Origin of the sequence: Salinibacterium sp. M195, assembly GCF_019443965.1 — a bacterium.
Taxonomy (GTDB): Bacteria; Actinomycetota; Actinomycetes; order Actinomycetales; family Microbacteriaceae; genus Rhodoglobus.
Genome location: NZ_CP040814.1, coordinates 2,488,370 through 2,513,102, shown reverse-complemented (window position 1 = coordinate 2,513,102; position 24,733 = coordinate 2,488,370). Strand labels below are relative to the sequence as shown.

General features: G+C 61.3%; 26 protein-coding genes. 8 read left to right on the top strand and 18 right to left on the bottom strand.

Annotation, left to right across the window (positions count from 1 at the left end; translation table 11 throughout):
- Positions 1-9: 9 nt before the first annotated feature.
- From FFT87_RS12015 to FFT87_RS11990, 6 genes are all read right to left on the bottom strand, one after another.
- Entirely contained in the window at positions 10-681 is a 672-nt protein-coding gene (locus tag FFT87_RS12015; protein WP_219948941.1) for a response regulator transcription factor, read from the bottom strand.
- Between the two features lie 37 nt (positions 682-718).
- On the bottom strand, positions 719-1,972 hold the full coding sequence (locus tag FFT87_RS12010; RefSeq protein WP_219948940.1) for a hypothetical protein: 1,254 nt from the start codon (positions 1,970-1,972) through the stop codon (positions 719-721).
- Entirely contained in the window at positions 1,969-3,132 is a 1,164-nt protein-coding gene (locus FFT87_RS12005; RefSeq protein WP_219948939.1) for a sensor histidine kinase, read from the bottom strand. The genes FFT87_RS12010 and FFT87_RS12005 overlap by 4 nt, the downstream gene beginning before the upstream one ends.
- Positions 3,133-3,247: 115 nt before the next feature.
- Positions 3,248-4,453, bottom strand: coding sequence for a homoserine O-acetyltransferase (locus FFT87_RS12000; RefSeq protein ID WP_219948938.1), 1,206 nt, complete (start codon positions 4,451-4,453; stop codon positions 3,248-3,250).
- 150 nt (positions 4,454-4,603) lie between these two features.
- Positions 4,604-5,923, bottom strand: coding sequence for a bifunctional o-acetylhomoserine/o-acetylserine sulfhydrylase (locus FFT87_RS11995; RefSeq protein ID WP_219948937.1), 1,320 nt, complete (start codon positions 5,921-5,923; stop codon positions 4,604-4,606).
- A 100-nt stretch (positions 5,924-6,023) separates the two neighbouring features.
- Positions 6,024-7,118 (bottom strand): acyltransferase family protein, encoded by a 1,095-nt coding sequence (locus FFT87_RS11990; RefSeq protein ID WP_219948936.1) that lies wholly within the window; start codon positions 7,116-7,118, stop codon positions 6,024-6,026.
- 99 nt (positions 7,119-7,217) lie between these two features.
- Between FFT87_RS11990 and FFT87_RS11985 the strand changes: the two genes are divergently transcribed.
- The 3 genes from FFT87_RS11985 to FFT87_RS11975 all read left to right on the top strand — a co-directional run bounded on the left by FFT87_RS11985 (position 7,218) and on the right by FFT87_RS11975 (position 9,633).
- The gene (locus FFT87_RS11985; RefSeq protein WP_219948935.1) at positions 7,218-7,784 is read left to right on the top strand and encodes a TetR/AcrR family transcriptional regulator; all 567 of its coding nucleotides are present in this window, start codon (positions 7,218-7,220) and stop codon (positions 7,782-7,784) included.
- A gap of 13 nt (positions 7,785-7,797) precedes the next feature.
- Positions 7,798-8,790, top strand: a complete 993-nt coding sequence (locus FFT87_RS11980) for an NAD-dependent epimerase/dehydratase family protein (RefSeq protein WP_219948934.1) — start codon at positions 7,798-7,800, stop codon at positions 8,788-8,790.
- 69 nt (positions 8,791-8,859) lie between these two features.
- Positions 8,860-9,633, top strand: a complete 774-nt coding sequence (locus tag FFT87_RS11975; protein ID WP_219948933.1) for an SDR family oxidoreductase — start codon at positions 8,860-8,862, stop codon at positions 9,631-9,633.
- On the opposite strand, the gene FFT87_RS11970 is transcribed toward FFT87_RS11975, so the two are convergent.
- Complete coding sequence (locus tag FFT87_RS11970; RefSeq protein WP_255559918.1) at positions 9,630-11,153, bottom strand: MFS transporter; 1,524 nt, start codon at positions 11,151-11,153, stop codon at positions 9,630-9,632. The genes FFT87_RS11975 and FFT87_RS11970 overlap by 4 nt on opposite strands.
- A gap of 44 nt (positions 11,154-11,197) precedes the next feature.
- On the opposite strand from FFT87_RS11970, the gene FFT87_RS11965 reads away from it, so the two are divergent.
- Together FFT87_RS11965 and FFT87_RS11960 are read left to right on the top strand one after the other, a co-directional pair.
- The gene (locus FFT87_RS11965; protein ID WP_219948932.1) at positions 11,198-11,866 is read left to right on the top strand and encodes a uracil-DNA glycosylase; all 669 of its coding nucleotides are present in this window, start codon (positions 11,198-11,200) and stop codon (positions 11,864-11,866) included.
- A 63-nt stretch (positions 11,867-11,929) separates the two neighbouring features.
- Positions 11,930-12,436 (top strand): GNAT family N-acetyltransferase, encoded by a 507-nt coding sequence (locus FFT87_RS11960; protein WP_219948931.1) that lies wholly within the window; start codon positions 11,930-11,932, stop codon positions 12,434-12,436.
- 151 nt (positions 12,437-12,587) lie between these two features.
- On the opposite strand, the gene FFT87_RS11955 is transcribed toward FFT87_RS11960, so the two are convergent.
- Genes FFT87_RS11955 through FFT87_RS11945 form a run of 3 tightly spaced genes read right to left on the bottom strand, consistent with a single transcriptional unit; the run spans position 12,588 to position 14,601 of the window.
- Entirely contained in the window at positions 12,588-13,358 is a 771-nt protein-coding gene (locus FFT87_RS11955; RefSeq protein ID WP_219948930.1) for an ABC transporter permease, read from the bottom strand.
- Positions 13,355-14,245 carry an ABC transporter ATP-binding protein gene (locus FFT87_RS11950; protein ID WP_219948929.1) on the bottom strand — a complete coding sequence of 297 codons (891 nt, stop codon included), beginning with the start codon at positions 14,243-14,245 and terminating at the stop codon, positions 13,355-13,357. The genes FFT87_RS11955 and FFT87_RS11950 overlap by 4 nt, the downstream gene beginning before the upstream one ends.
- Entirely contained in the window at positions 14,242-14,601 is a 360-nt protein-coding gene (locus FFT87_RS11945; protein WP_219948928.1) for a GntR family transcriptional regulator, read from the bottom strand. Before FFT87_RS11945 ends, FFT87_RS11950 begins: the two co-directional genes overlap by 4 nt.
- A 133-nt stretch (positions 14,602-14,734) precedes the next feature.
- On the opposite strand from FFT87_RS11945, the gene FFT87_RS11940 reads away from it, so the two are divergent.
- Both FFT87_RS11940 and FFT87_RS11935 read left to right on the top strand, forming a co-directional pair.
- Positions 14,735-16,150 carry an amidase gene (locus FFT87_RS11940; RefSeq protein ID WP_219948927.1) on the top strand — a complete coding sequence of 472 codons (1,416 nt, stop codon included), beginning with the start codon at positions 14,735-14,737 and terminating at the stop codon, positions 16,148-16,150.
- A gap of 112 nt (positions 16,151-16,262) precedes the next feature.
- Positions 16,263-16,616 (top strand): siderophore-interacting protein, encoded by a 354-nt coding sequence (locus tag FFT87_RS11935; RefSeq protein WP_010205043.1) that lies wholly within the window; start codon positions 16,263-16,265, stop codon positions 16,614-16,616.
- Between the two features lie 21 nt (positions 16,617-16,637).
- Here the strand turns inward: FFT87_RS11935 and FFT87_RS11930 are convergent, their stop codons facing one another.
- Genes FFT87_RS11930 through FFT87_RS11920 form a run of 3 tightly spaced genes read right to left on the bottom strand, consistent with a single transcriptional unit; the run spans position 16,638 to position 19,323 of the window.
- On the bottom strand, positions 16,638-17,105 hold the full coding sequence (locus tag FFT87_RS11930) for a hypothetical protein (protein WP_255559916.1): 468 nt from the start codon (positions 17,103-17,105) through the stop codon (positions 16,638-16,640).
- The gene (locus FFT87_RS11925; protein WP_219948926.1) at positions 17,102-18,514 is read right to left on the bottom strand and encodes an NAD(P)/FAD-dependent oxidoreductase; all 1,413 of its coding nucleotides are present in this window, start codon (positions 18,512-18,514) and stop codon (positions 17,102-17,104) included. The genes FFT87_RS11930 and FFT87_RS11925 overlap by 4 nt, the downstream gene beginning before the upstream one ends.
- A gap of 8 nt (positions 18,515-18,522) precedes the next feature.
- Positions 18,523-19,323, bottom strand: coding sequence for a crotonase/enoyl-CoA hydratase family protein (locus tag FFT87_RS11920; protein ID WP_219948925.1), 801 nt, complete (start codon positions 19,321-19,323; stop codon positions 18,523-18,525).
- Positions 19,324-19,407: 84 nt separating this feature from the next.
- On the opposite strand from FFT87_RS11920, the gene FFT87_RS11915 reads away from it, so the two are divergent.
- Positions 19,408-19,725, top strand: a complete 318-nt coding sequence (locus tag FFT87_RS11915) for a DUF4333 domain-containing protein (RefSeq protein WP_219948924.1) — start codon at positions 19,408-19,410, stop codon at positions 19,723-19,725.
- Positions 19,726-19,754: 29 nt separating this feature from the next.
- Here FFT87_RS11915 and FFT87_RS11910 read toward each other — a convergent pair whose 3' ends face one another.
- From FFT87_RS11910 to FFT87_RS11890, 5 genes are read right to left on the bottom strand one after another with little or no spacing between them, the layout of a single operon-like run.
- Positions 19,755-20,588: an arginase family protein gene (locus FFT87_RS11910; RefSeq protein ID WP_219948923.1), complete on the bottom strand. Its 834-nt coding sequence runs from the start codon at positions 20,586-20,588 to the stop codon at positions 19,755-19,757.
- A gap of 22 nt (positions 20,589-20,610) precedes the next feature.
- Positions 20,611-21,348: a PspA/IM30 family protein gene (locus FFT87_RS11905; protein ID WP_219948922.1), complete on the bottom strand. Its 738-nt coding sequence runs from the start codon at positions 21,346-21,348 to the stop codon at positions 20,611-20,613.
- Between the two features lie 39 nt (positions 21,349-21,387).
- Positions 21,388-23,388 (bottom strand): TPM domain-containing protein, encoded by a 2,001-nt coding sequence (locus FFT87_RS11900; protein ID WP_219948921.1) that lies wholly within the window; start codon positions 23,386-23,388, stop codon positions 21,388-21,390.
- A 55-nt stretch (positions 23,389-23,443) separates the two neighbouring features.
- A complete protein-coding gene (locus FFT87_RS11895) occupies positions 23,444-24,184 on the bottom strand; it encodes a hypothetical protein (protein ID WP_219948920.1) in 741 nt (246 codons plus the stop codon).
- Positions 24,177-24,716: a sigma-70 family RNA polymerase sigma factor gene (locus FFT87_RS11890; RefSeq protein WP_219948919.1), complete on the bottom strand. Its 540-nt coding sequence runs from the start codon at positions 24,714-24,716 to the stop codon at positions 24,177-24,179. Before FFT87_RS11890 ends, FFT87_RS11895 begins: the two co-directional genes overlap by 8 nt.
- Positions 24,717-24,733: the final 17 nt, after the last annotated feature.

Sequence of the window (24,733 nt, the reverse complement as noted above, 5' to 3'; positions counted from 1 at the left end):
GACGCAGGTTTAGAGGTGGTGCATCGTTTCGGTTTCGATGAGGATGCCGTCTTCTAGCGCACGCTTACGCAGCGCAACCTTCGTTCCAACATCAAAGCCGGCAACCCGGTACTTCTCGCGAATGCGTTTGAGGTAGCTCTTGGCGGTCTCTTCTGAGATGCTCAGCTGGTACGCGACCGATTTGACGGGTTCGCCACCGCCGTAGAGGGCCATCACGCGGCGCTCCTGAGCGCTGAGCTTGGGGGCCCCGCCGATTTCATCGGCGTTGAGCGCAAGGTCGAGCTCGGCTGACACAAACGATTCACCTTTGGCGGCAGCGCGAATGGCTTCAACGATCATGTCGGCGTCTTCACTCTTGACGAGGTAGCCCAGGGCGCCAGCGGCGAGAGCCTCGCGAACGACATTCGGCTCAGAATAGGTGCTCATGAGCACGACGCGCACGTTCATCGATTTGAGCGTGTTGATCTTGAGCGACACCGGAATGTTGTCTTTGAGGTCAAGGTCGAGCAAAACTACGTCGACCGGAAACTCGGGATGAATAGTCAGCTCGGGCCAGGTGGGCACGGCTACGACCATATCGATGTCTGCTGCGGCCTTTCGGATCCACTCGGTGAGAGCGCCGAGCAACATTCGGTGGTCGTCAACGATTGCGAGCCGGATGCGCTTTGTTGGTTCAGTCACAATGAATTCCTCTAGTCGATCGTCTAATCATACGAATCTATTGGTCGGCGGGGTTATCGACAAGACATTCGATGTCGAGCCTCACACTGGAGTTTTCTGTTGAGTCGGTGTAGCTTCCGACTTTTGCAATGGCTTGCCACGTGGAAGCGTCGATTCGATTTCGGACGACTCCGGTGGAGGTGATCGCAATAGCGATTGCTACTTTGTCTTCCGAACCGGGCGCTAAAACGGTTGTCGATGCTGCGATCGTGATGTGCACTGAGTTCTTCGCGCCCCGCTTATTTGTGTCGGTCACAAATAACCACGCGGTCGAAAGGAGTCCGTCGCGCTGCACAGGGTCGAGCAGCCCTGCAAGACTGCCCTTGTCGGTGAGTCGTACTGACTTGCCGAGCAAGTCGGACTCGGTTATCGCGTGGTACAGCCATGTCTCCCGCCGACCCTCGATGAGGTGAAGGCGTAGTTCTGTCGCGAGCGACGCTGCCGTCGAGGCGATCTTGGGCGTGAGCGGGAGTTTTGTAGAGCCGTTCGCTACGGAGTCAAGCAGTTTTTCTGCGGCAAGGTCGAGGCGCGCCAGTTCCTCAGATGCCATCATGCCCACGGCGAAGCGAGGTGCCGTGAGGGTGCTTTGCACAAGGACCCGGTCAAGCTCGACCTGCACGAGGCCACGGAAGTTGCCGATGAGCGAGAGTCCGATCACCGTCGGGAGCACGGCGAAAGCGATCGAAGTGATCTGAGGGGCGAGGTTGTCTGGCGTGAGCGGCACATTCACGGCGACGGCGGCGACGAGCACGGCTCCGACCACGGAGACGGCGATGATGATGTCCGAGGCTGGGCGAACGGTGAGTACCAGAAGCAGCGTCATCCCCGCGGCGATTGCCGAGGTCGCATACCCTCCGACATCGTGAAGGGGCCAGACGGCATACAGGTCGAGGGCCACCACTGCAGCGAGTCCGGTAAGGAACAGCGCGAACAACCAGTGGGGCAGCTGGCCGCTCATCAGCTGAACGGCGGTGATCGTTCCAACGATCACGAGTACGAGCACGATCCAGGCCGCGGCGGCGGGAATCGGGTTGGGATACTGTTCCCACTGAGTCGCGAGCCACACAAGGCCATAGAGCGCGCGGAGGCTGACGAGTACCGCTGCGCCGATGCCCACGAAACCTGTTCCGAGGCTGGTCAGTCGTGGGGTGTCGTCGCCAGCGAGACGTCTGACCGTCGCGCTCTTCGCGTGGCGTGGTTTGCTGCCAACGATTACACCGAGAGTGTTTTCTTCTGGGGGAGCGTAGGTCATCGCGGGACCTCCAAGACGACAGTTGTTCCTGATCCCGGCGTCGAGAAGAGCCGAGCTTGACCGCCGACTTCTTTCAACCGAGCGACAACAGATTCTTTGAATCCTAGGCTCGCAGAATCTACGTCATCGAGCACGAAGCCGACACCGGAGTCAGTGATCATGGCGCGCACTGTCGTGTCGTCTTCAGTGATGGTGACGTGGGCATCGGTGACTCCCGAGTGGCGGCGAACGTTTTCTAGACATTCGGCAAGCGCAAGCAAGAAAGCGTCAAGCACATCGCTGGGAAGCAGCACTTGGCCGGTGCCGTGCCAACTCACTTCGAGCCCCATGCGGCCGAAGCGCTGTTTAACCGACTCTAGGGTAGTGCCGAGCACTGTTTCGCTCACAGGAGTGCTGAGGTTGTAATCTCCGGATGCTTGCGGGGTGGGAGTAGCACCGAGGCGCAGCTGACGCAGTAATCGCGCGTCGTCGCCTGCCTGCTGGCGCATTGCCTCGGCAGAAACGCCAAGTCCCGAGTGCGCGAGCAAGGTGAGGGTCGCCAACACGGTGTCGTGCAGGAGGCGTGCGCCCTGGCGGCGCTGAGCTTCGGTTTCACTTGCCTGACGCTCTGCGCGGTGTGCCCGGCCGATGCTGGCGATTCGACGAACAGCTTGTGGCACTCCAGAGCTGATCCAGAAGCCAATGAGGCTCGCGAGGATCCACCCGAAGGCGAGCAACGTGAGAGTGCGGACGGGGGCTTGGAATGGCTCAAAAGACAGAACTGTTACAGCGGCCACGGCAAGGAAGCTTGCTAACAAGACGAGTCGGCGAATAAGCGTTGTTGTGAGAACGATGGCGAGACACGCCAGTGAAGCCGAGGAAAGTTGTGCGGCGGCGGAAAGCCCCGCTTGGCTGGGGCCACCGGGGGTTCCCGCAATGAGAAGAATCACGGCAATTCCGGCGACGAAAGACGGAACGACCCAGCCGAGTGCTCGGTGGCTTCCGACCTGAAATTGAAAGACCGCGATGACCAAGTACAGCGGCAGACACCAAATAAGGGTCAGAGGTTCGACCGCGCCGGGAAGGCTCACACAAATGGCCGAAACGATCAAGAAACTCAGGCTCGCTACTCGCGCGGTGCGCTGAAGTAGGCGATCTCGTTCTTTAGTGATGAGGTCCATTTGTGGCAATGTTTGCACATCTCTCCCCGCAAAGGGGGGTGGCGCACCGCCGACCTGCATGAGGAATCAGCAATTTCGTTTCAACACGCTTGTCAGGCACGAACTCTCAGCGGCTCTAGAGGTTCAGGAGTCTGCCGAGTTGGGTGCTCATGAGTTCGGATTCGATGAGGAACCCATCATGTCCGAAGGGCGAATGGATGATGTGGGGCACGGTTCCGTCGATATTGCCCGGCAGATGTTCCGCAATAATCTCCTGGCCGGAAGCAGGGAACAGGCGATCGCTGTCTATGCCGAGCACGAGTGCTGGCATGGTTGCTCGTGCAAGAGTTTGTTCGAGCGTTCCGCGACCGCGTGCGACATCGTGAGAACTCATCGCTTCGACAAGGGTGATGTAACTATTAGCGTCGAAGCGGCGCGCGAACTTATTGCCGTGAAAGTCGAGGTAACTCTCGACAGCGTAACGCCCGCCGCGACCCCAGGGGCTGACGTCGCTTTGCCACGTGCGAGCGAAGCGTTCATTGAGTTCGTCTGCTGAACGGTAGTTGATCAGGGCGAGTCGACGTGCCAGCGCCAGTCCGCGGTGCGGCCCATCGCCGTCGGGGGCATCGTAGTAGGCGCCATCGGCGAAGGCAGGGTCAGTGCGAATCGACTCGACCTGCACAGAATTGTGCGCAATTTGGTCGGCCGTCGACACCGGTGGTGCAGCGAGAATCGCGACCTTCTCGAGCCGGTCAGGATGCCCGACCGCCCACTCAAGCGCGTGCATCCCGCCCATTGAGCCGCCGATAACGGCTGCCCACCGCTCGATGCCTAAGGCGTCGCTGAGGGCGACCTGCGCCGCGACCTGATCGCGGATCGTGACGAACGGGAAGCGAGAGCCGAACTCGGCACCATCGGGGGCATGTGATGCCGGGCCAGTGCTGCCCTGGCAGCCCCCCAGGATGTTCGGGGTGACGATGAACCAACGATCGGTGTCGATTGCTTTTCCGGGACCAACGAGGTCGTTCCACCATCCAGCGGTCGAATGACCGTTTCCCGGATTGCCAACAAGGTGGCTGTCACCGGTGAGGGCGTGCGCGACAAGAATCGCGTTGGAGGCATCGTCATTAAGCGTGCCATGGGTCTCGTAGGCGATACGTGCAGAAGCAAGGGTGCCGCTGAACTCAAGAGAAAGATTGGTGATAGTCGTGAACTGGCGTTGACCGACTGGATCGCCCTCGCGCCATGCCCCCGTCGCTGGAGGCTTGCCGAGGAGAGAACGCACGTTTGCGTCGGTGATAAATGCCGAAGGAACAGTGTCTTCGGGTGTCTGCCAGTCCATGTCCGTTAAGTATCGCGAACTATTGCGTCGGACACGAAATTATTACGAGGAGTTCGAACGGCGTCGCGATCGCGTGGGCGGCATACCTCCCTCGTTAACGCACAAAGCGGCGGGAGCGTTCAGAGGACGCCACCGCCGCTTTCAGCAGTCTTAGACTCGTGCGCGTGCCTCAGCGGCTGTTGCGCGTGCCGCATCAAAGCCGACTTGCAAGTCAGCCTTGATGTCCGCGATGTTCTCGAGACCCACCGAGAGTCGCACCAGTCCTGGCGTTACACCAGCAGTCAACTGCTGCTCGGGGGAGAGCTGTGAGTGCGTCGTCGACGCAGGGTGAATGATGAGGCTGCGCACGTCACCGATGTTGGCGACGTGGCTGAAGAGCTCGACGCTGTTCACGAACGAGCGCCCAGCATCCACTCCACCCTTGAGCTCGAAGGAGAGAACTCCACCGACGCCCTTGGGTGCGTATTTGTTGGCGTTGGCGTACCAGGGGCTCGACGGGAGGCCGGCGTAGTACACGGTGTCGACATCCTCGTGGTTGTCGAGCCACTCGGCTATCGCCTGGGCATTCTGAACGTGACGTTCGATTCGCAGGCTGAGGGTTTCGATTCCTTGGATGAGCGAGAAGGCGCTATCGGGGGAGATAGCGGCACCGAGGTCGCGCAGTAGCTGAACGCGGGCCTTGATGATGTACGCAATGCCATCGCCGAGAACGCCGGTGTAGCTGGCGCCGTGGTACGAGGGGTCGGGCTCGGTGAGTCCAGGGAACTTATCGACATTCTTCGACCACTCGAACTTTCCGCCATCGACGATGACCCCGCCGAGGACCGTGCCGTGGCCGCCCAAGAACTTGGTCGCCGAGTGAACGACGATGTCAGCACCGTGCTCGAAAGGGCGGATGAGGTACGGCGTTGCGATCGTGTTGTCGACGATCAAGGGAACTCCGCTGGCGTGAGCAACGCCGGCAACGAGTTCGATGTCGAGCACGTTGATGCGCGGGTTTCCGATGGTCTCGGCAAAGAGAAGCTTGGTGTTAGGGCGTACCGCTGCAGCCCACTCGGCCGCGTCATCCTGATTCTCCACGAACGTGGTTTCGATACCGAGCTTGGCGAGTGTGTACTTGAAGAGGTTGTAAGTTCCGCCGTAGACCGACGACGACGAGACGATGTGGTCGCCTGCCTGGGCGATGTTGAGAACCGCGAAGGTTGTTGCTGACTGGCCGGAAGCGAGCAACAGTGCTGCGGTTCCGCCTTCGAGGGCGGCGACGCGCTGCTCGACGACATCCTGAGTCGGATTCTGGATGCGGGTATAGATATTGCCAAATTCGGCCAGCGCAAACAGGTTCTTGGCGTGATCGGCGTTGTTGAAGACGTAGGCCGTCGTCTTGTAGATCGGTGTTGCCCGCGAGTTGGTGGTGGGATCGGGCTGCGCGCCAGAGTGGATCTGCTTGGTTTCGAAGTTCCAGTCGCTCACGGCGGCCTCCTAGATCGGTTGGTGGATCGGGATATCCGCCACACTTCGAGCCTAAACAGGGCTAACGACGTGGTCAATCAGCGAGGAAACATGTCGTAACTCAACGCGGTGGCGTGCGTTTAACCTCGTCGTCGGGTTGTGGCGCAAAGAACCACTGAGGCTTCGGCTCAATGATGTAGTGGAAAAGCCGCTTGATCAGGGGGCTGGCCAGCACCAGCGAGAGCGCTATTGATCCGAGCACCATGCTGAGAAGCCACATCGCTGACGAACGTTCGTCGAGCAATATGCCGCTTTCGCGCAGCGGATACAAAGCAAAGCTGTGCAGGAGGTAGACGTACATCGTGGCTTTGCCGGCATCGGTGACCCAGGTATGGCGTCGTGGCACAAGAGTGAAGAAGGCCGCGCTGAGAATCACCGCAAGCACGATGAGGCCGAGCCGCACTCCGCCAGCCCACCATTGGTCTTCGCCAAGACCGCTGTACGAGTCGTCGTAGAAGAACCAGAATCGCAGATCGATGGTGCGCCAGAGTTCGATATTGCCGAGAATTATGGCGAGCCAGCCCGCAAAGATTGTGACGGCGAGTCCGCGAAATAGCCAGACAGAACGTTCGGCTACCTTCCAGCGCTCCATGAGTCCCCACTCGTTCAGCTTCCAGCCGAGAACGAAGAAAGGAAGGATGCCGATTGCGCGCGAGAGCGAGAATGTGCTGTCCACGTTGTCAAAATAGCCGACGCCGACAGAGCCAATGACGGCCCACAAAAGTGGCCATCTCAATTGGGAAAGATAGGGGAGGATGAGCTTGAATATCCCGAGCGCGAGCAGAAACCAGAGCGTCCAGCTGGGTTTCGACGGGTTGAGGTCCGTTTCGCCTTCCGCGAAGAACTTCACGAGAGCCCAAATGGCTTCCATGATGAAGTACGGCAGCAGGATGTCGGTCAGAACGCGGCGCATCTGGATGCCCGACAGCGGCCCGGGTTTAGAAAAGTACCCGCTGATGATGGCGAATGCTGGCATGTGAAACGCGTAGATAAAGAGGTACAGCGCTAGGGCGTTGTTGGAGTCGTAGGTCATCCGTTGGATGCCGTGACCGATTACTACGAGAGTGACGGCAAGAAAGCGCGCGTTGTCCCAGTGCGGCAGGCGTACTTTGGGGGAGCGGGCGGGCGCCGCTGCGGTGAGAGAAGCTCCGGTCATTCGTTGGAGTGTAGTGCGCGAGACCGTGAGCTTCGTGTGCTTTTGCCTCAGGAGCAAAACTAGATTGACTAGTCACTCTAGAATGCCTACGATTACACCATGAGGCACAAACCAGAGGCGATTATCGATGCCGCCATTCTGCTCTTCGATCGAGATGGTATCGGAATCTCCACGGCAAAGGTCGCTGCTGCCGCTGGCGTCTCCAACGGAACCCTCTTCAACTACTTCTCCTCGAAGCAGATATTGCTCGACGCGGTGTACCTCCAACTCACCGACGAACTCGCCGCTGCGCTGGGAGAGTTCGCCCACGACGCTGCGCCGCGTGAGCAGTTCTTTGCGGCATGGCGGCGGTGGCTGGAGTGGGCAAAGGGCTCCCCAGAACATCACCGAGTGAAACTGCTCCTCAAGGGAGCAGCCCTCGTGAGTCCTCAGGCGCAACAGGTCGCGGACGCCCATTTCGGGGCGCTGTACAACCTGCTCGCGGAGTGCTCGCGCGCGAACCTTTTTGTCGATCTCCCTAACGAGTACCTGGCGGAGACATTCATCCGTCAGCTCGAACTTTCCGTTGATAGCGCGCTCACCCCAGAGCAGGGCGATCGAGCTTTCGCCGTGCTCTGGAACGGCATTACCCTTCCAGCCTCGCAGGCCACCCACGCTAGAAACTAATTCAGGAGAACTTATGACCACCGTGCTCGTAACCGGCGCATCAGGCTTCATTGCAAAACACATCGTTCGCGAATTGCTGGAGCAAAACTATTCCGTCAAAGCGGCTGTTCGTTCAGAAAAGCGACAGGCTCAGGTAGAAGCATTATTCCTGGGTGCCGATCTGAGCTTTGTGTCTCTCGATCTGCTCACCGATGAGGGCTGGGCGGAGGCGATGGTCGGGGTGGATGTGCTTCTCCACACCGCGTCTCCCTTCCCCGTCGATGAGCCACAAGACCCCCAAGAGCTCATCCGGCCCGCCGTTGAAGGCACGCGCCGGGCATTAAGCGCCGCCCAAGCCGCGGGGGTGCATCGCGTCATCCTCACCTCCAGTTGTGCCGCAATCTACAAAGATTCAGCCAAGCCGCGAATGGATGTTTCGACGCCGGCGAACTGGACAGACCCGAAGCATCCCGACACGACCGCTTACGAAGCGTCCAAGACGTTGGCAGAACGGGCAGCGTGGGAATTTGTGGCCGAGCACCCCGAAATGAAGCTCACGACGATCAACCCAGGAGCGGTCTTTGGGCCACCGATGGATGAGCACTACGCAACTTCCTTGGCCTATGTTGAGCGCTTTCTTGGCGGTGTCGACCCGGCGTATCCTAAATCGAACCTGCCGATCGTGGACGTGCGCGACGTTGCCCGCATGCATGTTGCAGCGATCGACAGCGCGGTGGCGATCGGCAAACGCTACCCGGCGAATGCGGGCGCGATGATGATTGCCGAAGCCAGCGCCGTGCTCAAGAACGTCTATCCCGAGCGCAAGATCACGACCCGGCAGCTGCCCGACTGGCTGGTTAACGTTGTTGCTCGTTTCAACCCCGCGGTGCGGGCGCTCGCCGGCTCCATCCAGCGCAACCTCGATGTTGAAGGTTCCGCTGCCCCGCGTGACTTGGGCTTCACCTACATTTCCTCTACCGACGCCATTCTGGCTTCAGCCGAATACCTCGTCGCGAACGAACGCTAAGGCGCTTCCGCAGAGCGGGAGTGCGGCATCCGGTGGCTGACCGCTGCCGGATGCCGCTACTTTTAACACATGGCAATCAAGCGAGTAGTAGTTACCGGAGCAAGCTCAGGCATTGGCGAGGCGACCGCACGGAGGTTCGCTACTAACGGCTGGCGCGTTGTCGCTGTTGCGCGTCGCGAGGAACGACTCGCGGCGCTCGCGGCAGACACCGGGGTTGACACGTTCGTTGCCGACGTGACGAAACAGGATGACGTCGAGGCGCTCGCCGCCTACCTGCGTGAGCTTGGCCCCATCCATGCCCTCGTCAACAATGCGGGTGGCGCGCTTGGTGTCGCTAGCGTGGAAGACAGCGACGCCGATGACTGGATCCGGATGTTCGACGTCAACGTCGTGGGAACCAAGCGCGTTACCAGTGCGCTCTTGCCCCTGTTGCGCGAAGCTATCGTAGAGGGCGACACGGCGAGCATCCTCATGATTACGTCAATCGCGGCCTCGGTGCCCTATGAGGGTGGCAGCGGGTATAACGCCGCTAAGTTCGCTCAGCACGCGCTCACCGCTGTGTTGCGGCTGGAGCTCGCGGGGGAGCCGATCCGAGTGATCGAGGTTGCTCCCGGCATGGTGAAGACAGAAGAGTTCGCGCTCGTTCGTTTCGGTGGCGATGCGGCCAAGGCCGACACCGTCTATGACAATGTGCCCGACCCGCTGGTTGCCGACGACATTGCCGAGGCGATCGTGCATGCTCTCGAGCTGCCGCCGTTCGTCAACCTTGACCTCGTCACGATTAAGCCGGTTGCTCAGGCTGCACCGTTCAAAATGATCCGCGGCGAGCTGAAGGTTCGTTAGTCGTTGCTCTTTCCGGGGGCCGCCGCAGGTTTGGCGCTCTCGGTCGCAGCGCCGTCTGCTCCTACTGTTGGCACGAGCTCGTCGATCTCATCCACCACGTCGGCAAAGGCTAACTTGGGCACCAAGAACAACAGCGCGGCGGCGACAAGCGCGCCAACACCACAGATCGTGAAGACGGTCAGGTAGCCGAACAGGCTTGACGCGGTTTCGGTGACGGCGGATGCCGCCCCGGCCAGAAGCACGATGGCGAAGATCGCCGAGGCGAATGAGCCACCAATGGTCTTGGTGGTATTCGTCAGAGCGGTCGCGATGCCGGTCTGGCCGCGCGGGGCAGCCGCGGCGGCGGCAGCAGGCAGCGCGCCCACGAGCGCACCTGAGCCAAGGCCCGCGATGCTCATGTTGAGGAACACGCTCAGCACGGTGGCGTGGAACGGCAAGAACATCAGGTAGCCCGTGGCGACGAAGAAGGTGGCCACGATGAGCGCAACGCGCGGACTCTTCCACTTCGACAGAATCGGGAAGAGGAGCGCGCCCACGATCATCGAAACAAGATAGGCGCCGATGATGTACGAAATCTCGTCCGATTCCATGCCGAGGCCGTAGCCGTTGATCGGATCGGTGCCGGCGAAGGTCGCGAGCGGTGCCTGTGCTCCGAGCAAGCTGATGCCGACAAGCCCCGCCGTGAGTTGGATGGGCCACATGCTGGGGTCGCGCAGCATCCGAAGATCAATGGCGGGGTCTTTCTGACGTAGCTCGTAACGGCCCCAGGGGATAAAGGTCGCAACACCGGCAAGCATGACGAGGTACACCCACCACGCGTCTGGCCCATTGATGCGCAGGAACGTAAGGCCCGAGGTAATGAGCAGCAGACCGATGGTGAGAATCACGAAGCCCCAGAAGTCGAGGGTGCGGCCGGGCAGCGGTTTCGATTCGGGAACGCCGAACAGGATGACAAAGAAGACGATCGTGACGGCGATGGCGGGGATCATGAGGGTCTGCTGCACGTTCTCGCCGAAAGCTTTGAAGATGCGGCCGCCACCGAGGGCGCCCATGATGGCCCCAGCCTCGAGAGCTACTACAAGAAATCCTGCGGCCCGACGAGTTTGAGATGCGCCCATGCCGGTGACGCGACCGCGGTCAAAAATCAGCGCAACTTCGAGGGGAAGCCACACGACGTAGAACCCCTGCAGCGCCCACGCGATCAGAAAGCTAGTGAAGTCCCCGGTAAAGGCCAACCACCAGGTGGCGCCGGCCGTCAGAACTGTCGAGATCAGCAGAATGCGCTTGTGGCCGTGCATGTCGCCGAGCTTCGCCAGAATCGGCACGACGATGGCGCTCAGCAAGAGCTGGGCGGCCTCAAACCAGTTGAAATCTGCATCGCGGATGCCCAAGTGCTCGACCAGGTCGGGGATCAGGGGGATGTAGTACCCCTGAATGATTCCGCTCACGAGCTCAACAAAGAAGAGGTAGCCGATGAGACCGACCGTGATGGCCCCGGACTTTCCGCGCAGGAATGACATGAACGGATGCTATCGGTAGACAGGGCGCGCATTAGCGTAGTGACATGGACTTGAGCAGTGTCGACCCTGGGTGGTCTCGCGCACTACACCCGTTAGGGGCACAATTAGATGCTGTTCAGGCATTTCTTGATGCTGAGACCGCCGCCGGCCGCGACTGGCTCCCCGAGCCGGATGCCGTACTGCGGGCGTTCACAACACCGTTCGATGACGTGCGAGTGCTCATCGTCGGCCAAGACCCGTATCCGACGCCCGGGCACGCCGTGGGGCTTGCTTTCTCGGCCGATCGGGCGGTGCGACCGCTACCGCGAAGCCTCGCCAACATTTACAAGGAACTGCACGACGACCTCGGCATCCCGCCCGCCGTGCACCCTGACCTGAGGGCGTGGCAACGCCAAGGGGTGCTGCTCCTCAACAGGGTGCTGACGGTGCGGGCCGGGGAGGCTGGCTCCCACCGCCGACACGGCTGGGAAGAGGTCACGGCTCACGCGATCCGGGCGCTCGCGGACCGGCCGCAACCACTCGTTGCGGTGCTGTGGGGCAAGGATGCGGCATCCGTCGCGCCACTTCTTGGCGATACCCCGATCATCATGAGTGCGCACCCCAGCCCGCTCTCAGCTCGTCGGGGATTCTTTGGCTCCCGACCGTTCAGCGGCGTCAATGCGCACCTTGCTGAACAGGGCTCTGGGAAAATTGACTGGCGGCTCGACCCATAAAATAGGAGCTTCGATAGTCGTCACGATGTCACCACTTCACCACTTCACTCTTTGGGAGCAGCCATGGCACACCACTTCAGAGACGCCATCGCCGCCGATGACATGGCGCTCGCCGAAATTTATGGCCACTATGTGAGCACAACGGTTGTCACGTTCGACATTGTCGAGGTCACTCCCGAGATCATGACGGCCAAGCGCGCCGCCGTTGAGGAGTCGGGGTTGCCGTTCATCGTCGCAGTCGACGACAACGAGCGTGTGCTCGGGTATGCCGCGATGTTCCCGTGGCGCCCCAAAGCTGCCTACCGGCACACGGCCGAGGGCTCGATCTATCTCTCGCCGGCTGCTACCGGGCACGGCGTTGGCGGTGCGCTGCTCACCGAACTTATTGAGCGCGGCAGGCAGGTGGGCATCCGCGAAATTATTGCCGTCATTTCGGATGAGGACACCGAAGCATCTGTGCACCTGCACTCAAAATTGGGTTTCGAATCCATCGGGCACCTCAGACGCGTCGGTTTCAAGTTTGATCGCTGGATCGGCACCTTCCTCATGCAGAAGTCGATCGACGCGTAGCGGCCAAGCTGCCTAAGCGCCTAGCCGCCTAAGCGCCTGAACGCCTAGCGCGCGAATCGAGCTCGAACGAACGGATGCCCGGCCTCCCGCGAGGGTAGGGCCGGGCATCCGTGTTTCGGGGGGGATTGCTTGTGCGGTGCTGAATGAGGCGCTACGCCGCGTTTCTCGGAGTTGCCCTTCGCAGGAGGAAGAATCCGGCGATAGCGCTGATGGCGGTGAGCACGAGGCTCCAGCTGGCGACGCCAATCACGCCGAGATCAACGAACGTGTCGCCGACCGCAAACCACGAATCGGTGAAGGTCGCCAACGCGATCAAGCCGACGAGGAGTGCCCCGACAATGATGAAGAACACGGTGACGCCTGTTGCTTTCCATCGCACCCACACGGCGGCGATTGCCGATCCGAAGAAGAGGAAGAACAGGAACAGCACGAACTGCACGAACGTGCGTTCGGGCACGGATCCACCGAAGTAGATCGGTGCGAACATGGTTCCGCCCATGCCCCACCCATTCGTCGCCTTTTCGATCGCGGCCAGAATGGCGAGGCCCGTGGTGTAGATCACGGCGAGAACCACAAAGGCGAGCGCGCTGCCCAGATAGTAGTCGCGGCGCGTAACCCCGTAGCCGAGCGCGAAGGGGAACGTAATGCTGATCGCTTGAATCGCCACCACCATCATGTAGATGAAAATGAAGAAGCTGGATCCGCCAAACTCGGTGCCTTGGAGTGCGCCTACCCGTTGCTCGGGGGAGAGCGCCGAGTAAATCAGCCACCAGATCGTGAGAGAGCCCGCGAAGATCACGCCGAGAATGATCCACGGCAGACCGAGAGTTGTCCAGGGGTTAGCGAAGTGCAGCTTGGCCACATTCGTGATGCGTTTCAGGGGGCTTGCCGGATGGGCGAGAGCCGATGGTGTGGTTGTCATGCGCTGGCCTCGAATTCCTTGGTTTCGGTGCGGGTGAGTTGGATGATGAGCTGCTGCAACGACACCGGTGACAATTCCAGCCCGGCGGCGTGGGCATCGCGGCGCTCGCTCTCGCTGAGTCCAGCGACGGTCACGGAGCTAAGCCCGCCGATGCCATCACGATGCAGCACTTCGCGGCTACCGATGAACGTGTCGACGGCGGTTTTCATGCCGACGACGTTGGTGGCGCGGTTGCGGAGAGTTTCGGCATCCTCATTGACCAGCATCATTCCGTCATCGATCACGAGAACGTGTTCGAGCAGGTTGCTGACCTCGTCAATGAGGTGGGTGGAGAGAATCACGGTGCGCGGGTGGTTGGCGTAGTCCTCAAGAAGGCGGTCGTAGAAGATTTGGCGAGCCACGGCATCCAACCCGAGGTAGGGCTCATCGAAGAAGGTGAGCGGAGCGCGCGAGGCGAGGCCGACGATGACGCCGATGGAGGAGAGCTGGCCGCGAGAGAGCTTCTTGATGCGACGGTTGAGCGGGAGCCGGAAGTCTGCGATGAGGCGATCGGCAAATTCTTGATCCCAGTTGGCGAAGAACCAGGGCGCCGTCTTGAAGACATCCTTGGGGCGGAAGTCTTCGGGGTAGCGCTGGCTCTCTTTGATGAAGCAGGTGTTCTGCAGAACCTTGGCATTCTCGACGGGAGCCTGCCCGAACAGCGAGATCGTGCCGCTTGACGCGAACTCTTGACCGGTGAGTAGCTGCATGAGGGTGGTCTTGCCAGCGCCATTGCGACCGAGGAGGCCGTAGATCTTGTTCTCGGCGACCGTGAAGCTTACGTCGTTGACGGCTTTCACTTTGCCGAAGTGCTTGCTGAGGTTGGTTACCTCGATGGTGGAGGTCATGAGTTGTTCGCCTCCTTGGCGATCATCTGGGTAAGTTGCGTGGAGTTGATGCCGAGCTTTTCTGCTTCGGCCAAGAGGGGGCGAACGTACTCGCTGCTGAAGTTCTCGCGGCGGGCACCTTTGAGTTGTTCTTGAGCGCCGGTGGCGACGAACATTCCGATTCCTCGTTTCTTGTAGAGAATTCCGGCATCGACGAGAACGTTCACGCCCTTGAGGGCGGTCGCGGGGTTGATGCGATAGAAGGCTGCGAACTCGTTGATCGAGGGGGCCTGGCCTTCTTCGGGCAGTGCGCCGGAGATGATGTCGTTCTCAATGTTCTCGGCGACCTGCGCGAAAATGGGGCGAGAGTCATCCATCTGAGCCTCCTTTCTGAGTGCGGGTGGTGGTCTAGCGGTGCTGTGGAGAAGTGCAGCGGCTAGTTGGTTGGTTGGTGATGTAACTAACCAACCAGCATGGCGGGTCGTTGTCAACCCCCCTTAGGCTGAATCTGTGTCAGAACTTCATCGCCTCACCGCCCTTGAGCAGCTACACCTCTTGCGATCGGGCGAGGTGAAGCCCAGCGAACTCGTGGAGTGCTACCTCGACCGCATCGAACGGCTGAACCCTGAGCTGGGCGCCTTTACGGTCGTGACTCCGGATGCTGCGCGCCAACGTGCTGGCGAGCTGGAGGCCTCTGGCTCCCGCGCCGCCACGCTCTGGGGGCTGCCCTCGGGCGAAAAGGACTTGTGGGCCCGCGCCGGAGTGCGCACCGCCTATGGAACGCGCGCCTTTGCCGACTTCGTGCCCGAGGTGTCGGATGAGATTGCCGATGTTCTTGATGTTGCCGGCGCGATCAGTCTCGGCAAGACCGCGACCCCCGAATTCGGCCTTCCCGCCTACACTGAGCCGCTCTCGGATGCTCCGGCCGTGAACCCCTGGGACACCTCGCTGGGCTCCGGCGGCAGCAGCGGGGGAGCGGCCGTCGCCGTTTCGGCGGGGCTCTTGCCTTTCGCGCCGGGCTCGGACGGCGGTGGCTCGATTCGCATCCCCGCCGCCGCGACCGGTCTCGTCGGCCTCAAGCCTTCGCGTGGTCGAGTGCCCTCCGGCAGCGGTTTCGGCAGCCTCGGCCAGCTTCCGGTGACCGGGCCGCTGGCTCGCACGGTGGCGGATGCTGCCTTGCTCCTCGATGGCATCGCTGGCCCCTCGCCGTTCTCGGTCGGCCCACCGACGTGGGATGGCGGCGCCTTCCTCAACGCCGCGATCCGCGGTGAGGGCGCCTTCAACATCGGCGTTATGACAACCTCGCCGTGGGATGACACCTACGAGATCAGCGTCTCGTCCGAAGCTCAGGATGCCCTCGCCCTCGCCCGCACTACGCTCGACCAGCTCGGCCACGGCAGCGAAGACTTCGCGCTGGACCCCTCACCCGAATACGCCGAAGCATTCACGGTGCTGTGGCAAGCAGGAGCTGCCGGGATCCCGCTCGACGGCGAACAGCTCGAGCTCGTGGAACCCCTCACGAAATGGCTCATCGAAAGCGGACGTCGGATGAGCGCGCGCGACGTAGGCGTCGCCATCGCGACGCTGTCTCGGTTCGAGCGCAGCGTCATCCGCCAGTTCTCGACCTACGACGCCGTGCTGACACCGGCGATGGCCATGACCCCGCGCCCGCTCGGTTGGTTTCATGCCGAGGATGCCTTCGAGAACTTTGCGAAGCAAGTGCAGTACACACCGTGGACGAGCTTCGTCAACGTCTCCGGCCTGCCCGCGATCAGCCTTCCCGTGCACGAAACCGCGGAAGGGCTGCCGATGGGCGTGCAGCTCATTGGCAGCCCCGGTCGCGAGGATGTGTTGCTCGCGATCGGTGCGCAGCTCGAGCGGCGCTTCCAGTGGGGCTCGCGGCATCCGGCGGCGTTTGGGGCTTAGCGGGGAGCACTCTGCCAGCCGTGGTCCGGTGCTCGCGTGTGCCTAAAATTCTGGCTTGGAGTCCGCCGAGAGTGCTTCTTTATTTAGGTAAGGCATGCCTATACTGGGATCAATGTTTCCCGAACTCTTCACTCCGCAGATCGCCTGGAATCCCCAGTCGGCTGACCGCGTGCTGCTCGCGGGAGACGAGACCTCGATCGACGCCATCTCGATGATTCTTGCGACATTGCCGGCCCGTTCACGCGGCCAAGTCTTCATCGAGGTCGACTCGGCTGACGACATCCAGCCGCTATCGGCTCCCGGTCGTTTCAGCGTGTGCTGGCTATTGCGCGAGCGCGGCCAAAGCGTTGCCCGCTCGGTCGATGCGTGGCTCAGCGAAATGCTGCCCGTCAGCGCGTTTGGCGAGAGCACGGTTTATGCGTGGGTTGCCCATCAGGGCCCCGCACGCCTGCTCAGCTCGAACTAGTTCGAACCCAGCATCCGCCTGCTAATTCTTCGTCGTGCTTTTTGGCGCACGCGTTGATTTCGCGCGCACATAGCCACCCAACTCCAGCCCCGCCTCAACCTCAAAGCGGTTCGTCAGCGGGTTTTGTCCGGCCAGCAGATACAGCGGAATAAACCACAGCCCGTACTTGCGCCACTGCTCGCGGTGCACAGCCTCATGCGCGAGCACGTTGTCGCTCGCGTTGTCGCAGGTCAGATACACGGCACCAATCGTGGTTCCGCCGCGACCGAAGGCCCAGCGAGGCACGTGCTCGGCAACGATAACGCCGCCCTGAGAACGCACTCGCAAACCGCTCAGCACGCCACCCCAGAGCAGCCCGGATGCCGTAGCAAACCAATAGCCAGGTCGCGTGACGACGGGGTGCAGCAGCACTCGCTGAGCACGCGGACTGTGTTCGGCGCGCGCCAGAGCGTGCCCGAGCCGCGTGCCCAGCGTTAGTGCTCGGCTCACGGACGCCCGATGGTTTCGAGCAGTCGTAGCCACACTTCACTGATCGTGGGGTACGAGGGGACCGCGTGCCAGAGCCGCGCGATGGGAACCTCGCCGACGATAGCGATGGTGGCCGAGTGCAGCAGCTCCGCGACATCCTGACCCACAAAAGTCGCACCGATGATGACCTGACGTTCGCGGTCAATCACGAGTCGCGCCTGACCTTCGTAGCCATCAGCCTGCAGGCTCGCGCCGGCAACCCACCCGATGTTGTAGTCAACGATCTGCGCGTCAGTACCCTGCTTCTCAGCATCGTGAGACATGACTCCCACCGAGGCGACCTCGGGGTCACTAAACGTGACTTGCGGAACAGCACCGTGGTCGGCCGTCGCAACATGCGCACCCCAGGGGGCGTCATCCACAGGTTTGCCGTTCGCGCGGGCGGCAATCACATCACCGGCGGCGCGGGCTTGGTACTTGCCCTGATGAGTGAGCAGCGCGCGGTGGTTGACGTCACCGACGGCGTAGAGCCAGTCGGTGTCGTGCACGAGCATCGTGTCATCGACCGAGAGCCAGTCTCCAGGGGTCAGACCGACCGTCTCGACACCGATGTCGCTCGTGCGGGCGGCGCGACCCGTCGCAATCAGAACTTCGGATGCCGTAAAGGTGGCATCGTCGGTAGTGATCACGACACCATCAGCGGTGCGTTCCACACTCGTGGGGGAGGCAGCGACGATCGTGACGCCGCGCTCCTTGAGCGCCTTCGCCACCATTTCGCCGGCGAAGTCTTCTTGCCCGTTAAGGAGTCCGCTGCGCGCAAACAGAGTGACTTTGGCACCGAGGTCGAGGTAGGCGGTCGCCATCTCGACGCCAACAACACCGCCGCCGATGATGGCGAATGACTCGGGAACAACTTTCACTGCTGTCGCTTCACGCGGGGTCCACGGCTTCGCGTCGATCAGCCCGGGAATGTTGGGAAGCTTCGGGTCGGAGCCGGTCGCTACGACGACGGCATGATTCGCCGTGAGGGTCGTGACAGTTCCGTCGTCAGCAGTGACGGTGACCTTCTTCTCTCCGTCGAGGCGAGCGTGACCGCGCTCAAGCCCGATTCCCGCTTTCTTCACCCACTTCACTTGACCCGCGTCATCCCAATTGCTGGTGAAGCTGTTGCGGCGGGCGAGGAGCGCTTCGACGTCAATACCACCGGTTACGGCTTCGGCGGCGCCAGGAAGCTTTTCGACAGCGCGAAGGGCGAGCCCGCTGCGGATGAGAGCTTTCGAGGGCATGCAGGCCCAATAGGAGCACTCACCGCCCACGAGTTCGCTCTCGATGAGCACGACGCTGAGCCCGCCTTGAACAGCGCGGTCGGCAATGTTCTCGCCGACTGCTCCGGCACCGATGACAATGACATCCCAATTATTTTCGGTCATGAGTGATCCTACTTTCCGATAAAGGTCGCGCTCGTGCGGGTCATGAAAGCTTCCATGCCGATACGGGCATCTTTGCTCTGAGCTACAGCGACAAGCGCGGGTTGGAGCCCTGCTTCGGCCGCGGCATCACCGTCACGGATAGCAAGGTTGGCATTCGCCAGGGCGGCCTGAACCGCGAGTGGAGCCTGAGCGGCAACGCGCTGAGCGAGCTCGAGCCCGCGGGCATACTGCTCGCCGTGGGGCACGACTTCTTGCACCATCCCCATGCGGTACGCCTCAGCAGCATCGAAGCTGTCACCGGTGAGAATCCACCGCATCGCGTTCGACCAGCCGACCTGGCGGGGGAATCGAATGGTCGCGCCGCCAAAGGGGAGGATGCCGCGAGACACCTCGACCTGCCCGAACACTGTCGAGTCTGCGGCGACCACAATGTCGCTCGCCAGAATGAGTTCGATCCCGAGGGTGAGGCACGTGCCCTGCACGGCAATCACGACAGGCTTAGAGAGCTTCTCGCCGGATACCTGCCACGGGTTGATGCCGCCCTCCGGAACCATATCGAGCCCCTCAGCGCCGATACGAGGTCCGATGTCGGCGAGATCGAGGCCGCCGGTGAAGTGATCCCCGTGAGCAAAGACGAAGCCAGCCCACAATTCGGGATCGCGCTCAAGCTCGCCATAGGCAAGCGCCAGCTGCTGCAACATCTCCATGTCGGCGGCGTTGCGCTTGTCCGTGCGATTGAGTCCGATCAGCAAGACGTGACCGTCTCGCTCCACGGTTACTTTGGCGGGGCTGGTGTTCGAGTCAGTCATGTTCCCAGACTACGACCGAAGCGCTGACGTGTCGCTGGATGCTGGCGATAAGCTCATACCCTTACCTACTTTTCGGAGGATCCCGTGTTGCGTTCCGCAATTCTCGCTCTCGCTGTCATCTCGACGACCCTCCTTGCCGGCTGCTCGAGCGAACCACCCGTCGAGGTCTCCGCGACCGCAATCGCGTCAACAGCAGCAGCCGCCCTCGAAGAGTCAACCGGAGAACTTCCCGAACTCGACTGCGGAAGCGACACGATTGAGCTGAAGAACGGTCGAGTGCTCGAATGCGTTCTCAGCGATCTCACGCTCGTCGAGAATTTCGATGCCGAGGTCACGATCAGCGATGTCGACGGCGCCAACTATTCAGTATCGGTCACCGTCGCTGAGGAGCCTCGGGAGTAGCATCCGATCGCATCCGCCGAGGATGCGCCTTAGCGGGCAGAGGTAATGGCGCCGATCAACCGCAAGATGGTGGGCAAATCATCGGCTGCTCTCGCGTGGGAGGCCGGAGCGAATTCTGTGATTCCGGCACCGGCAAGAGGATACTTCGCCACCACAGCGCGGATTGTCTCGGCAAGCAATGCTGGTGCAATCCCGAACGGCACTGGCGACCCCAGCCCCGCGAAGTCAGCCGGGTCGAGCACATCGAGATCAATGTGCAGGTACACCGAACTTGCCCCGGTTGCCGCAATTGCCTCGAGAATTGCCTCGGCAGAGAACTCGATTACGCCGATCGATCGGATGCCAGCATCCTGAATATAGGCGTCTTCCTCATCATCTGCTGAGCGCACACCAGCCAAAATCACGTGATCAGCGGCTACCGGATTCGCCGGCACCAACCCGGCAGGCCCCTCGCCGAGAAGTGTGCGCAGCACCATTCCGGTGAAGGCTCCAGACGGGCTCGACTCCGGAGTGTGCAGGTCGGGGTGTGCGTCAATCCAGACTACGGCGGGGGAGCGAGCACCAGCGTGCTCGATTGCCGCAAGTTCTACGCCGCAATCGCCACCGATCGTCACAAAGATGGGAGCGTCGTCAGCGGGGTCCAGGGCATACGCCCGAAGTGCTCGCTCTTTTACCAGCAGCAACGAACTGAGGCGGTGCACCCCAGAACCTTGATGATCGCCAGCCTCAAGCGGAATGTCTACGGTGCGAGTCGACGCCGCGGGAAGATCTCCCCGAATCGACTCCGCACCGTCGACAAGTTGCATCGCTCGAGATGACCCCGAACCTTGCCATTGGGGAACGACAACAAAGTTAATCGTCATGCGTGTTGTTTCGCGTGGCGTGTCATTCGCCGGCGGTCACGGCTTTCGTGCCGCCCGATTTGAGAGCTGCCAATCGTGCCTCGACTTCACCCTGCTTGCCGAGATCTTCTAGACCTTCGAATTGGGCGTCAAGGCTGGATGCTGCCAACTCCTGTTGTCCAAGAACCTTGGCCTCTTCGCGCCGAATCTTGTCTTCGAAACGACCGAGGTCGCTCGTGGGATCGAGAAGATCAATCGACTTCAGCGCATCGTGCACCTGTGACTGTGCTTCGACGGTCTTGGCGCGAGCAACAAGCTCGTCTCGCTTCGACGTCAGCTCGTCCAACTTGGCGCGCATGCCGTCGAGGCCGTTTTTGAGCTGGTCGACAACCTGAGTTTGCGACGCAATAGTCGGTGCGGCGGCGCGGGCTTCGTTTTCGGAGGAGACCTGACGCCCGATCGCAATCTTCGCGAGGTTGTCGAATTTGTCCGCGTCAGCAGCGTTACCACCAGCGCGCAGTTCGTCAGCTTTGTTGCTGGCGGCCAAGGCCTTGCGACCCCAGTCAGAGGCGGCGTTGCGGTCTTCCAAGTGGTCTTGTTCCATGAGCCGCAAATTGCCGATGGTCTGAGCAACAGCGCTCTCCGCATCCGCAATGGAATTCGTGTAGTCGCGAACGAGCTGGTCGAGCATCAACTGCGGGTCCTCAGCCTGATCGAGAAGAGAATTGATATTCGCCTTCAGGAGTTGTGAAATACGTCCGAGTATCGACTGCTTAGCCATGCGACATGCCTTTCGTGAATTTTCTCGAGCAAACCGTACCTAGAATCTACCGCCGCGACTGCGACCGCCACTACCGCGGCCAGAACTTCTGCGAGAACTTCGACTGCCAGAACTGCGCCTGCTGCCCGAGCGGGAACTGCTGGAGCGAGACCCGCCACTCCAGGAACCGCTGCCCCACGATGGGCTTTGGCCTGACCGTGAAGATCGCGATCCTAAGCTTCCCCCGATGAGGCCTCCGATGAGACCGCCGAGAAGGTCACTGCCTGAGGTGCCTGAACCGGAAACGCCTGAGCCGCCGCTGCTAGTCGAGAACTGCGAGACATCGCGTTGTGCAAGCTGGTAGGCGCTAGCAGCGAGCTGGTCTGCTTGCCGGGCGTGAGTCAGAGCGGTGACCGGATCGGAAGCCTGTAATGCCAGAGCTTGTTTGACCTGTCGATCAGCTTCGGAGACTCTGGTTCGCGCCTCTGCGCCAACACCGCCTCGACGAGTCGTGATGAACTGCGCCGTCGTCACTATCCGGGACTGCGCCCCGGCCAGCGCAGCGCTCAACTGGGTTGCCGCTTGCGCGACTGCCGCCTGCTGATCGCGCACGCCAACGAAGACCCTCTCGAGGGCAGCATTTGCTTCCCCGAGGTTGCTCAGACTGGCGACAGGGTCGCTCGAGTTCGACTTCGCGGCAGCGAGAGCGGCCTCGGCGGCAACGATGTGGGGTTGCAACGCCGCAGCGGTGTCGTCGCGCGGGAGCGCTCGGGCCGCGGCAATGTCACCAGTGGTGTCAGTGATCGCCGCAGCGAGCTTGTCCTCGGCAGACTGAAGCTCTGTCGCGAGCGAATCCACGGCATCCATCAGTTGGATGGATTGCCCTAGTTGGGCCTGCGCGGTGCGCACAGCAACGGCCGCTTCGCTGAGCTTCTGCGTTTCGATAGCAGTGCTCGCCGAGGTCGCGGATTGCACGGCACTCGTCAGTAGAACGCGTGCGCGTTCGCTATTCTCCGCGACGGAATCGAGAGCGGCCGGAGCGTAGCGGGCGGTCAAGGCGGCAAGCGCCCCCTCGACCTCTGGCAGCCTCGTGTGCGCTGCAGTGATCTGCGCCGACGTCTCCAACAGTGCAGCCGGAGCATTCGTCTCAAGCTGCCGCAACTGATCGAAGGCTTCAGCCTGGGCCGCTAACAACTCATCGGCCTGCTCACACAGGACGATGATTTCACTCGTCATTGCGCGCTTCTGCTCGGCCGTTTCTGGTTCGCTGTCATCGAGTTTCTGTCGCACGCGAAAAGCCTCGGCAACAGCCGTGCTCGCCTCGGCCAACGACTCCTCAAAGTCGGCGGTCGCGGCACTTCCGAACTGCGCAATGGCGAAACCGAGTTCCTGCTCGCTTGTCTTGAGGGCATCATCCATCTCGACGAGCGCGCTGCCAGCGCGACGATCAAGTTCCTCTTGCGAAATCTCGTCGACGGGCTGCATCCCGGCCGGGGTGCGACCGCGGCGACGCACTCGATAGATCACGTAGGCGCCAACGCCAATAACGACAGCGCCTCCGACGATGGGGAGCACGGGCACTCCGCTGCTCGATGCCTCGGCGGAACTCCCCAGCGCATCCGCGCCAGCAACAGCGGCCTCTGCCCAGTTGTCCGAGCGCAGTTCAGCCTCGATGGCCTTTTCGGCAGCATCGATCTGATCGTCTGATACTGACGCATCGGTAGCAACCGAGAGCGCGTACTGGCGCTGCTCAACGGCGACGACAAGCAGTAGATCGTCTGGACCGAGAGCATTGACTTCGGCCGTCACGTCAGCCCAATCAACGGGCGATGCCGGATTCGTAAACTCGTTAACGTACACGACGAAAAGTTGGACTCCGGCTCGTTCGTAGAGACCATCGAGCGCCGCCTCGATAGGGGCTGTTTCCCCGTCGAGCACTCCCACGGTATCGGCGACGTACCGCCCATCGAGTTGCACCGGATCCTCGGCAAGGGCGGGGCTAGCGGTTATCAGCGCGAGCCCCATCGCGAGCGCGAAGATTGTGGCCAGTCGTGCCTTCACCGGTGCTCCTTTGTCGTCGAAAGTGACACCCGGAGTCTAGCGAAGTGACCCGCTGTTATTGCAGGACGATGGTTGACGGGGAGCTGCGCACTTCGGCGGCCCCGCCGATCTCAGGCTCGGTCGGCACAAAAGCTAGCGAGGCGCTCGTAGTGTAAATTCCAGGCTCGAGCATGCCGCCAGCATCAATAGTGGTGCAATCGTAAATATTGATCGACACCGCGAATTCGATGCTCTGGCCTGGCTGAAGATTCACCGGAATGACAGACAGTATCTGTGCGTCGGGACTGTGGGAGATGGCGGCCCCATCGCTGATCAGATTGACATCGGGAGCGGACGCCGTTGTGCCGGCGACGGGTTCGTCAGAGACGTTCGTGAGTCGCACACTGCCAAATGCTGTACCGGATGCTGGCACGGGGCCGGGGAGATCAAGTGTGAGTTCGAGTCCGTACGGCGACGCCGCAGTGCTCGGGATGAGTACACCGCACGTGTCAGCTGCTGAGGGATTAGCCGGTGCGAGGTATGAGTCGTCAACCGGCGCGTCCAAGCCAGTATCACTTTCAGCGCGAGTGCTCGCCTCATCTGCCACTATTCCGGCAGAAGTGAGATCGGTGCGAGGGAATGTGCTGACGCCCGCGAAAACTAGGGAGGCCGCGGCGAGCAGCCCTACCGCGCCGATAGCGAGCTGGCGTGGGCGGCGCCGTGATCGACTGCGCGAAATAATCGCATCAGTATCGATGGTGATCGCTGGCGTTGCGCCGTCGGCAAATCGCGTGCGAAGTTCGGACTCATCAACCATGGTCGCCTCCCCGAGACTGTGCTTCCGTGCGATCGAGGCCGACAGCCATGCGGGCGAGCGCATCGCTCAAATAGCGCTTAACCGCTCCGGAGCTGATCTGCAGTGTCTCGGCGATGTCATCCACCTTGAGGTCTTCGTAGTAACGCAGTACGAGGCAGGCACGTTCGCGAGGTCGCAGCTTCATCAACTGCGATTGCAGATCGATTCGGGTCTCGGTCTCGGCATCCGCTGATTCGTGGATGTCTGGTTCGACCGTGAGGTGAGCGATTTTGCGCCAGCGACTGATGCGGCGACCGCGGTCGAGATAGGTATTCAGAATTGCCCGGCGCACATAGGCCTCTGCGCTTGAGATGGTGAAGCCGTTGCGTAAACGTCCGAAAGTCTTGACGAGCGCATCATGCACCAGATCGGAGGCGTCGTCGCGGTTACCTGAGATCAGGTACGCGTAACGCGTCAGTGCCTCGCCGCGCTCTTCGACGAGTTGCGTGACCACGTCTTCCCAGCGGGCAGGGGTGTTCTCGGTCTCAGTCACTGAGCCCCTCCTCGCCG

Excerpts from the sequence above, each read along its gene's own strand:
- FFT87_RS12010 (WP_219948940.1), bottom strand. The coding sequence starts at position 1,972 with ATGACCTACGCTCCCCCAGAAGAAAACACTCTCGGTGTAATCGTTGGC.
- FFT87_RS12005 (WP_219948939.1), bottom strand. The coding sequence starts at position 3,132 with ATGGACCTCATCACTAAAGAACGAGATCGCCTACTTCAGCGCACCGCG.
- FFT87_RS12000 (WP_219948938.1), bottom strand. The coding sequence starts at position 4,453 with ATGGACTGGCAGACACCCGAAGACACTGTTCCTTCGGCATTTATCACC.
- FFT87_RS11990 (WP_219948936.1), bottom strand. The coding sequence starts at position 7,118 with ATGACCGGAGCTTCTCTCACCGCAGCGGCGCCCGCCCGCTCCCCCAAA.
- FFT87_RS11985 (WP_219948935.1), top strand. The coding sequence starts at position 7,218 with ATGAGGCACAAACCAGAGGCGATTATCGATGCCGCCATTCTGCTCTTC.
- FFT87_RS11980 (WP_219948934.1), top strand. The coding sequence starts at position 7,798 with ATGACCACCGTGCTCGTAACCGGCGCATCAGGCTTCATTGCAAAACAC.
- FFT87_RS11975 (WP_219948933.1), top strand. The coding sequence starts at position 8,860 with ATGGCAATCAAGCGAGTAGTAGTTACCGGAGCAAGCTCAGGCATTGGC.
- FFT87_RS11970 (WP_255559918.1), bottom strand. The coding sequence starts at position 11,153 with ATGTCATTCCTGCGCGGAAAGTCCGGGGCCATCACGGTCGGTCTCATC.
- FFT87_RS11965 (WP_219948932.1), top strand. The coding sequence starts at position 11,198 with ATGGACTTGAGCAGTGTCGACCCTGGGTGGTCTCGCGCACTACACCCG.
- FFT87_RS11960 (WP_219948931.1), top strand. The coding sequence starts at position 11,930 with ATGGCACACCACTTCAGAGACGCCATCGCCGCCGATGACATGGCGCTC.
- FFT87_RS11955 (WP_219948930.1), bottom strand. The coding sequence starts at position 13,358 with ATGACAACCACACCATCGGCTCTCGCCCATCCGGCAAGCCCCCTGAAA.
- FFT87_RS11950 (WP_219948929.1), bottom strand. The coding sequence starts at position 14,245 with ATGACCTCCACCATCGAGGTAACCAACCTCAGCAAGCACTTCGGCAAA.
- FFT87_RS11945 (WP_219948928.1), bottom strand. The coding sequence starts at position 14,601 with ATGGATGACTCTCGCCCCATTTTCGCGCAGGTCGCCGAGAACATTGAG.
- FFT87_RS11935 (WP_010205043.1), top strand. The coding sequence starts at position 16,263 with ATGTTTCCCGAACTCTTCACTCCGCAGATCGCCTGGAATCCCCAGTCG.
- FFT87_RS11925 (WP_219948926.1), bottom strand. The coding sequence starts at position 18,514 with ATGACCGAAAATAATTGGGATGTCATTGTCATCGGTGCCGGAGCAGTC.
- FFT87_RS11920 (WP_219948925.1), bottom strand. The coding sequence starts at position 19,323 with ATGACTGACTCGAACACCAGCCCCGCCAAAGTAACCGTGGAGCGAGAC.
- FFT87_RS11910 (WP_219948923.1), bottom strand. The coding sequence starts at position 20,588 with ATGACGATTAACTTTGTTGTCGTTCCCCAATGGCAAGGTTCGGGGTCA.
- FFT87_RS11905 (WP_219948922.1), bottom strand. The coding sequence starts at position 21,348 with ATGGCTAAGCAGTCGATACTCGGACGTATTTCACAACTCCTGAAGGCG.
- FFT87_RS11895 (WP_219948920.1), bottom strand. The coding sequence starts at position 24,184 with ATGGTTGATGAGTCCGAACTTCGCACGCGATTTGCCGACGGCGCAACG.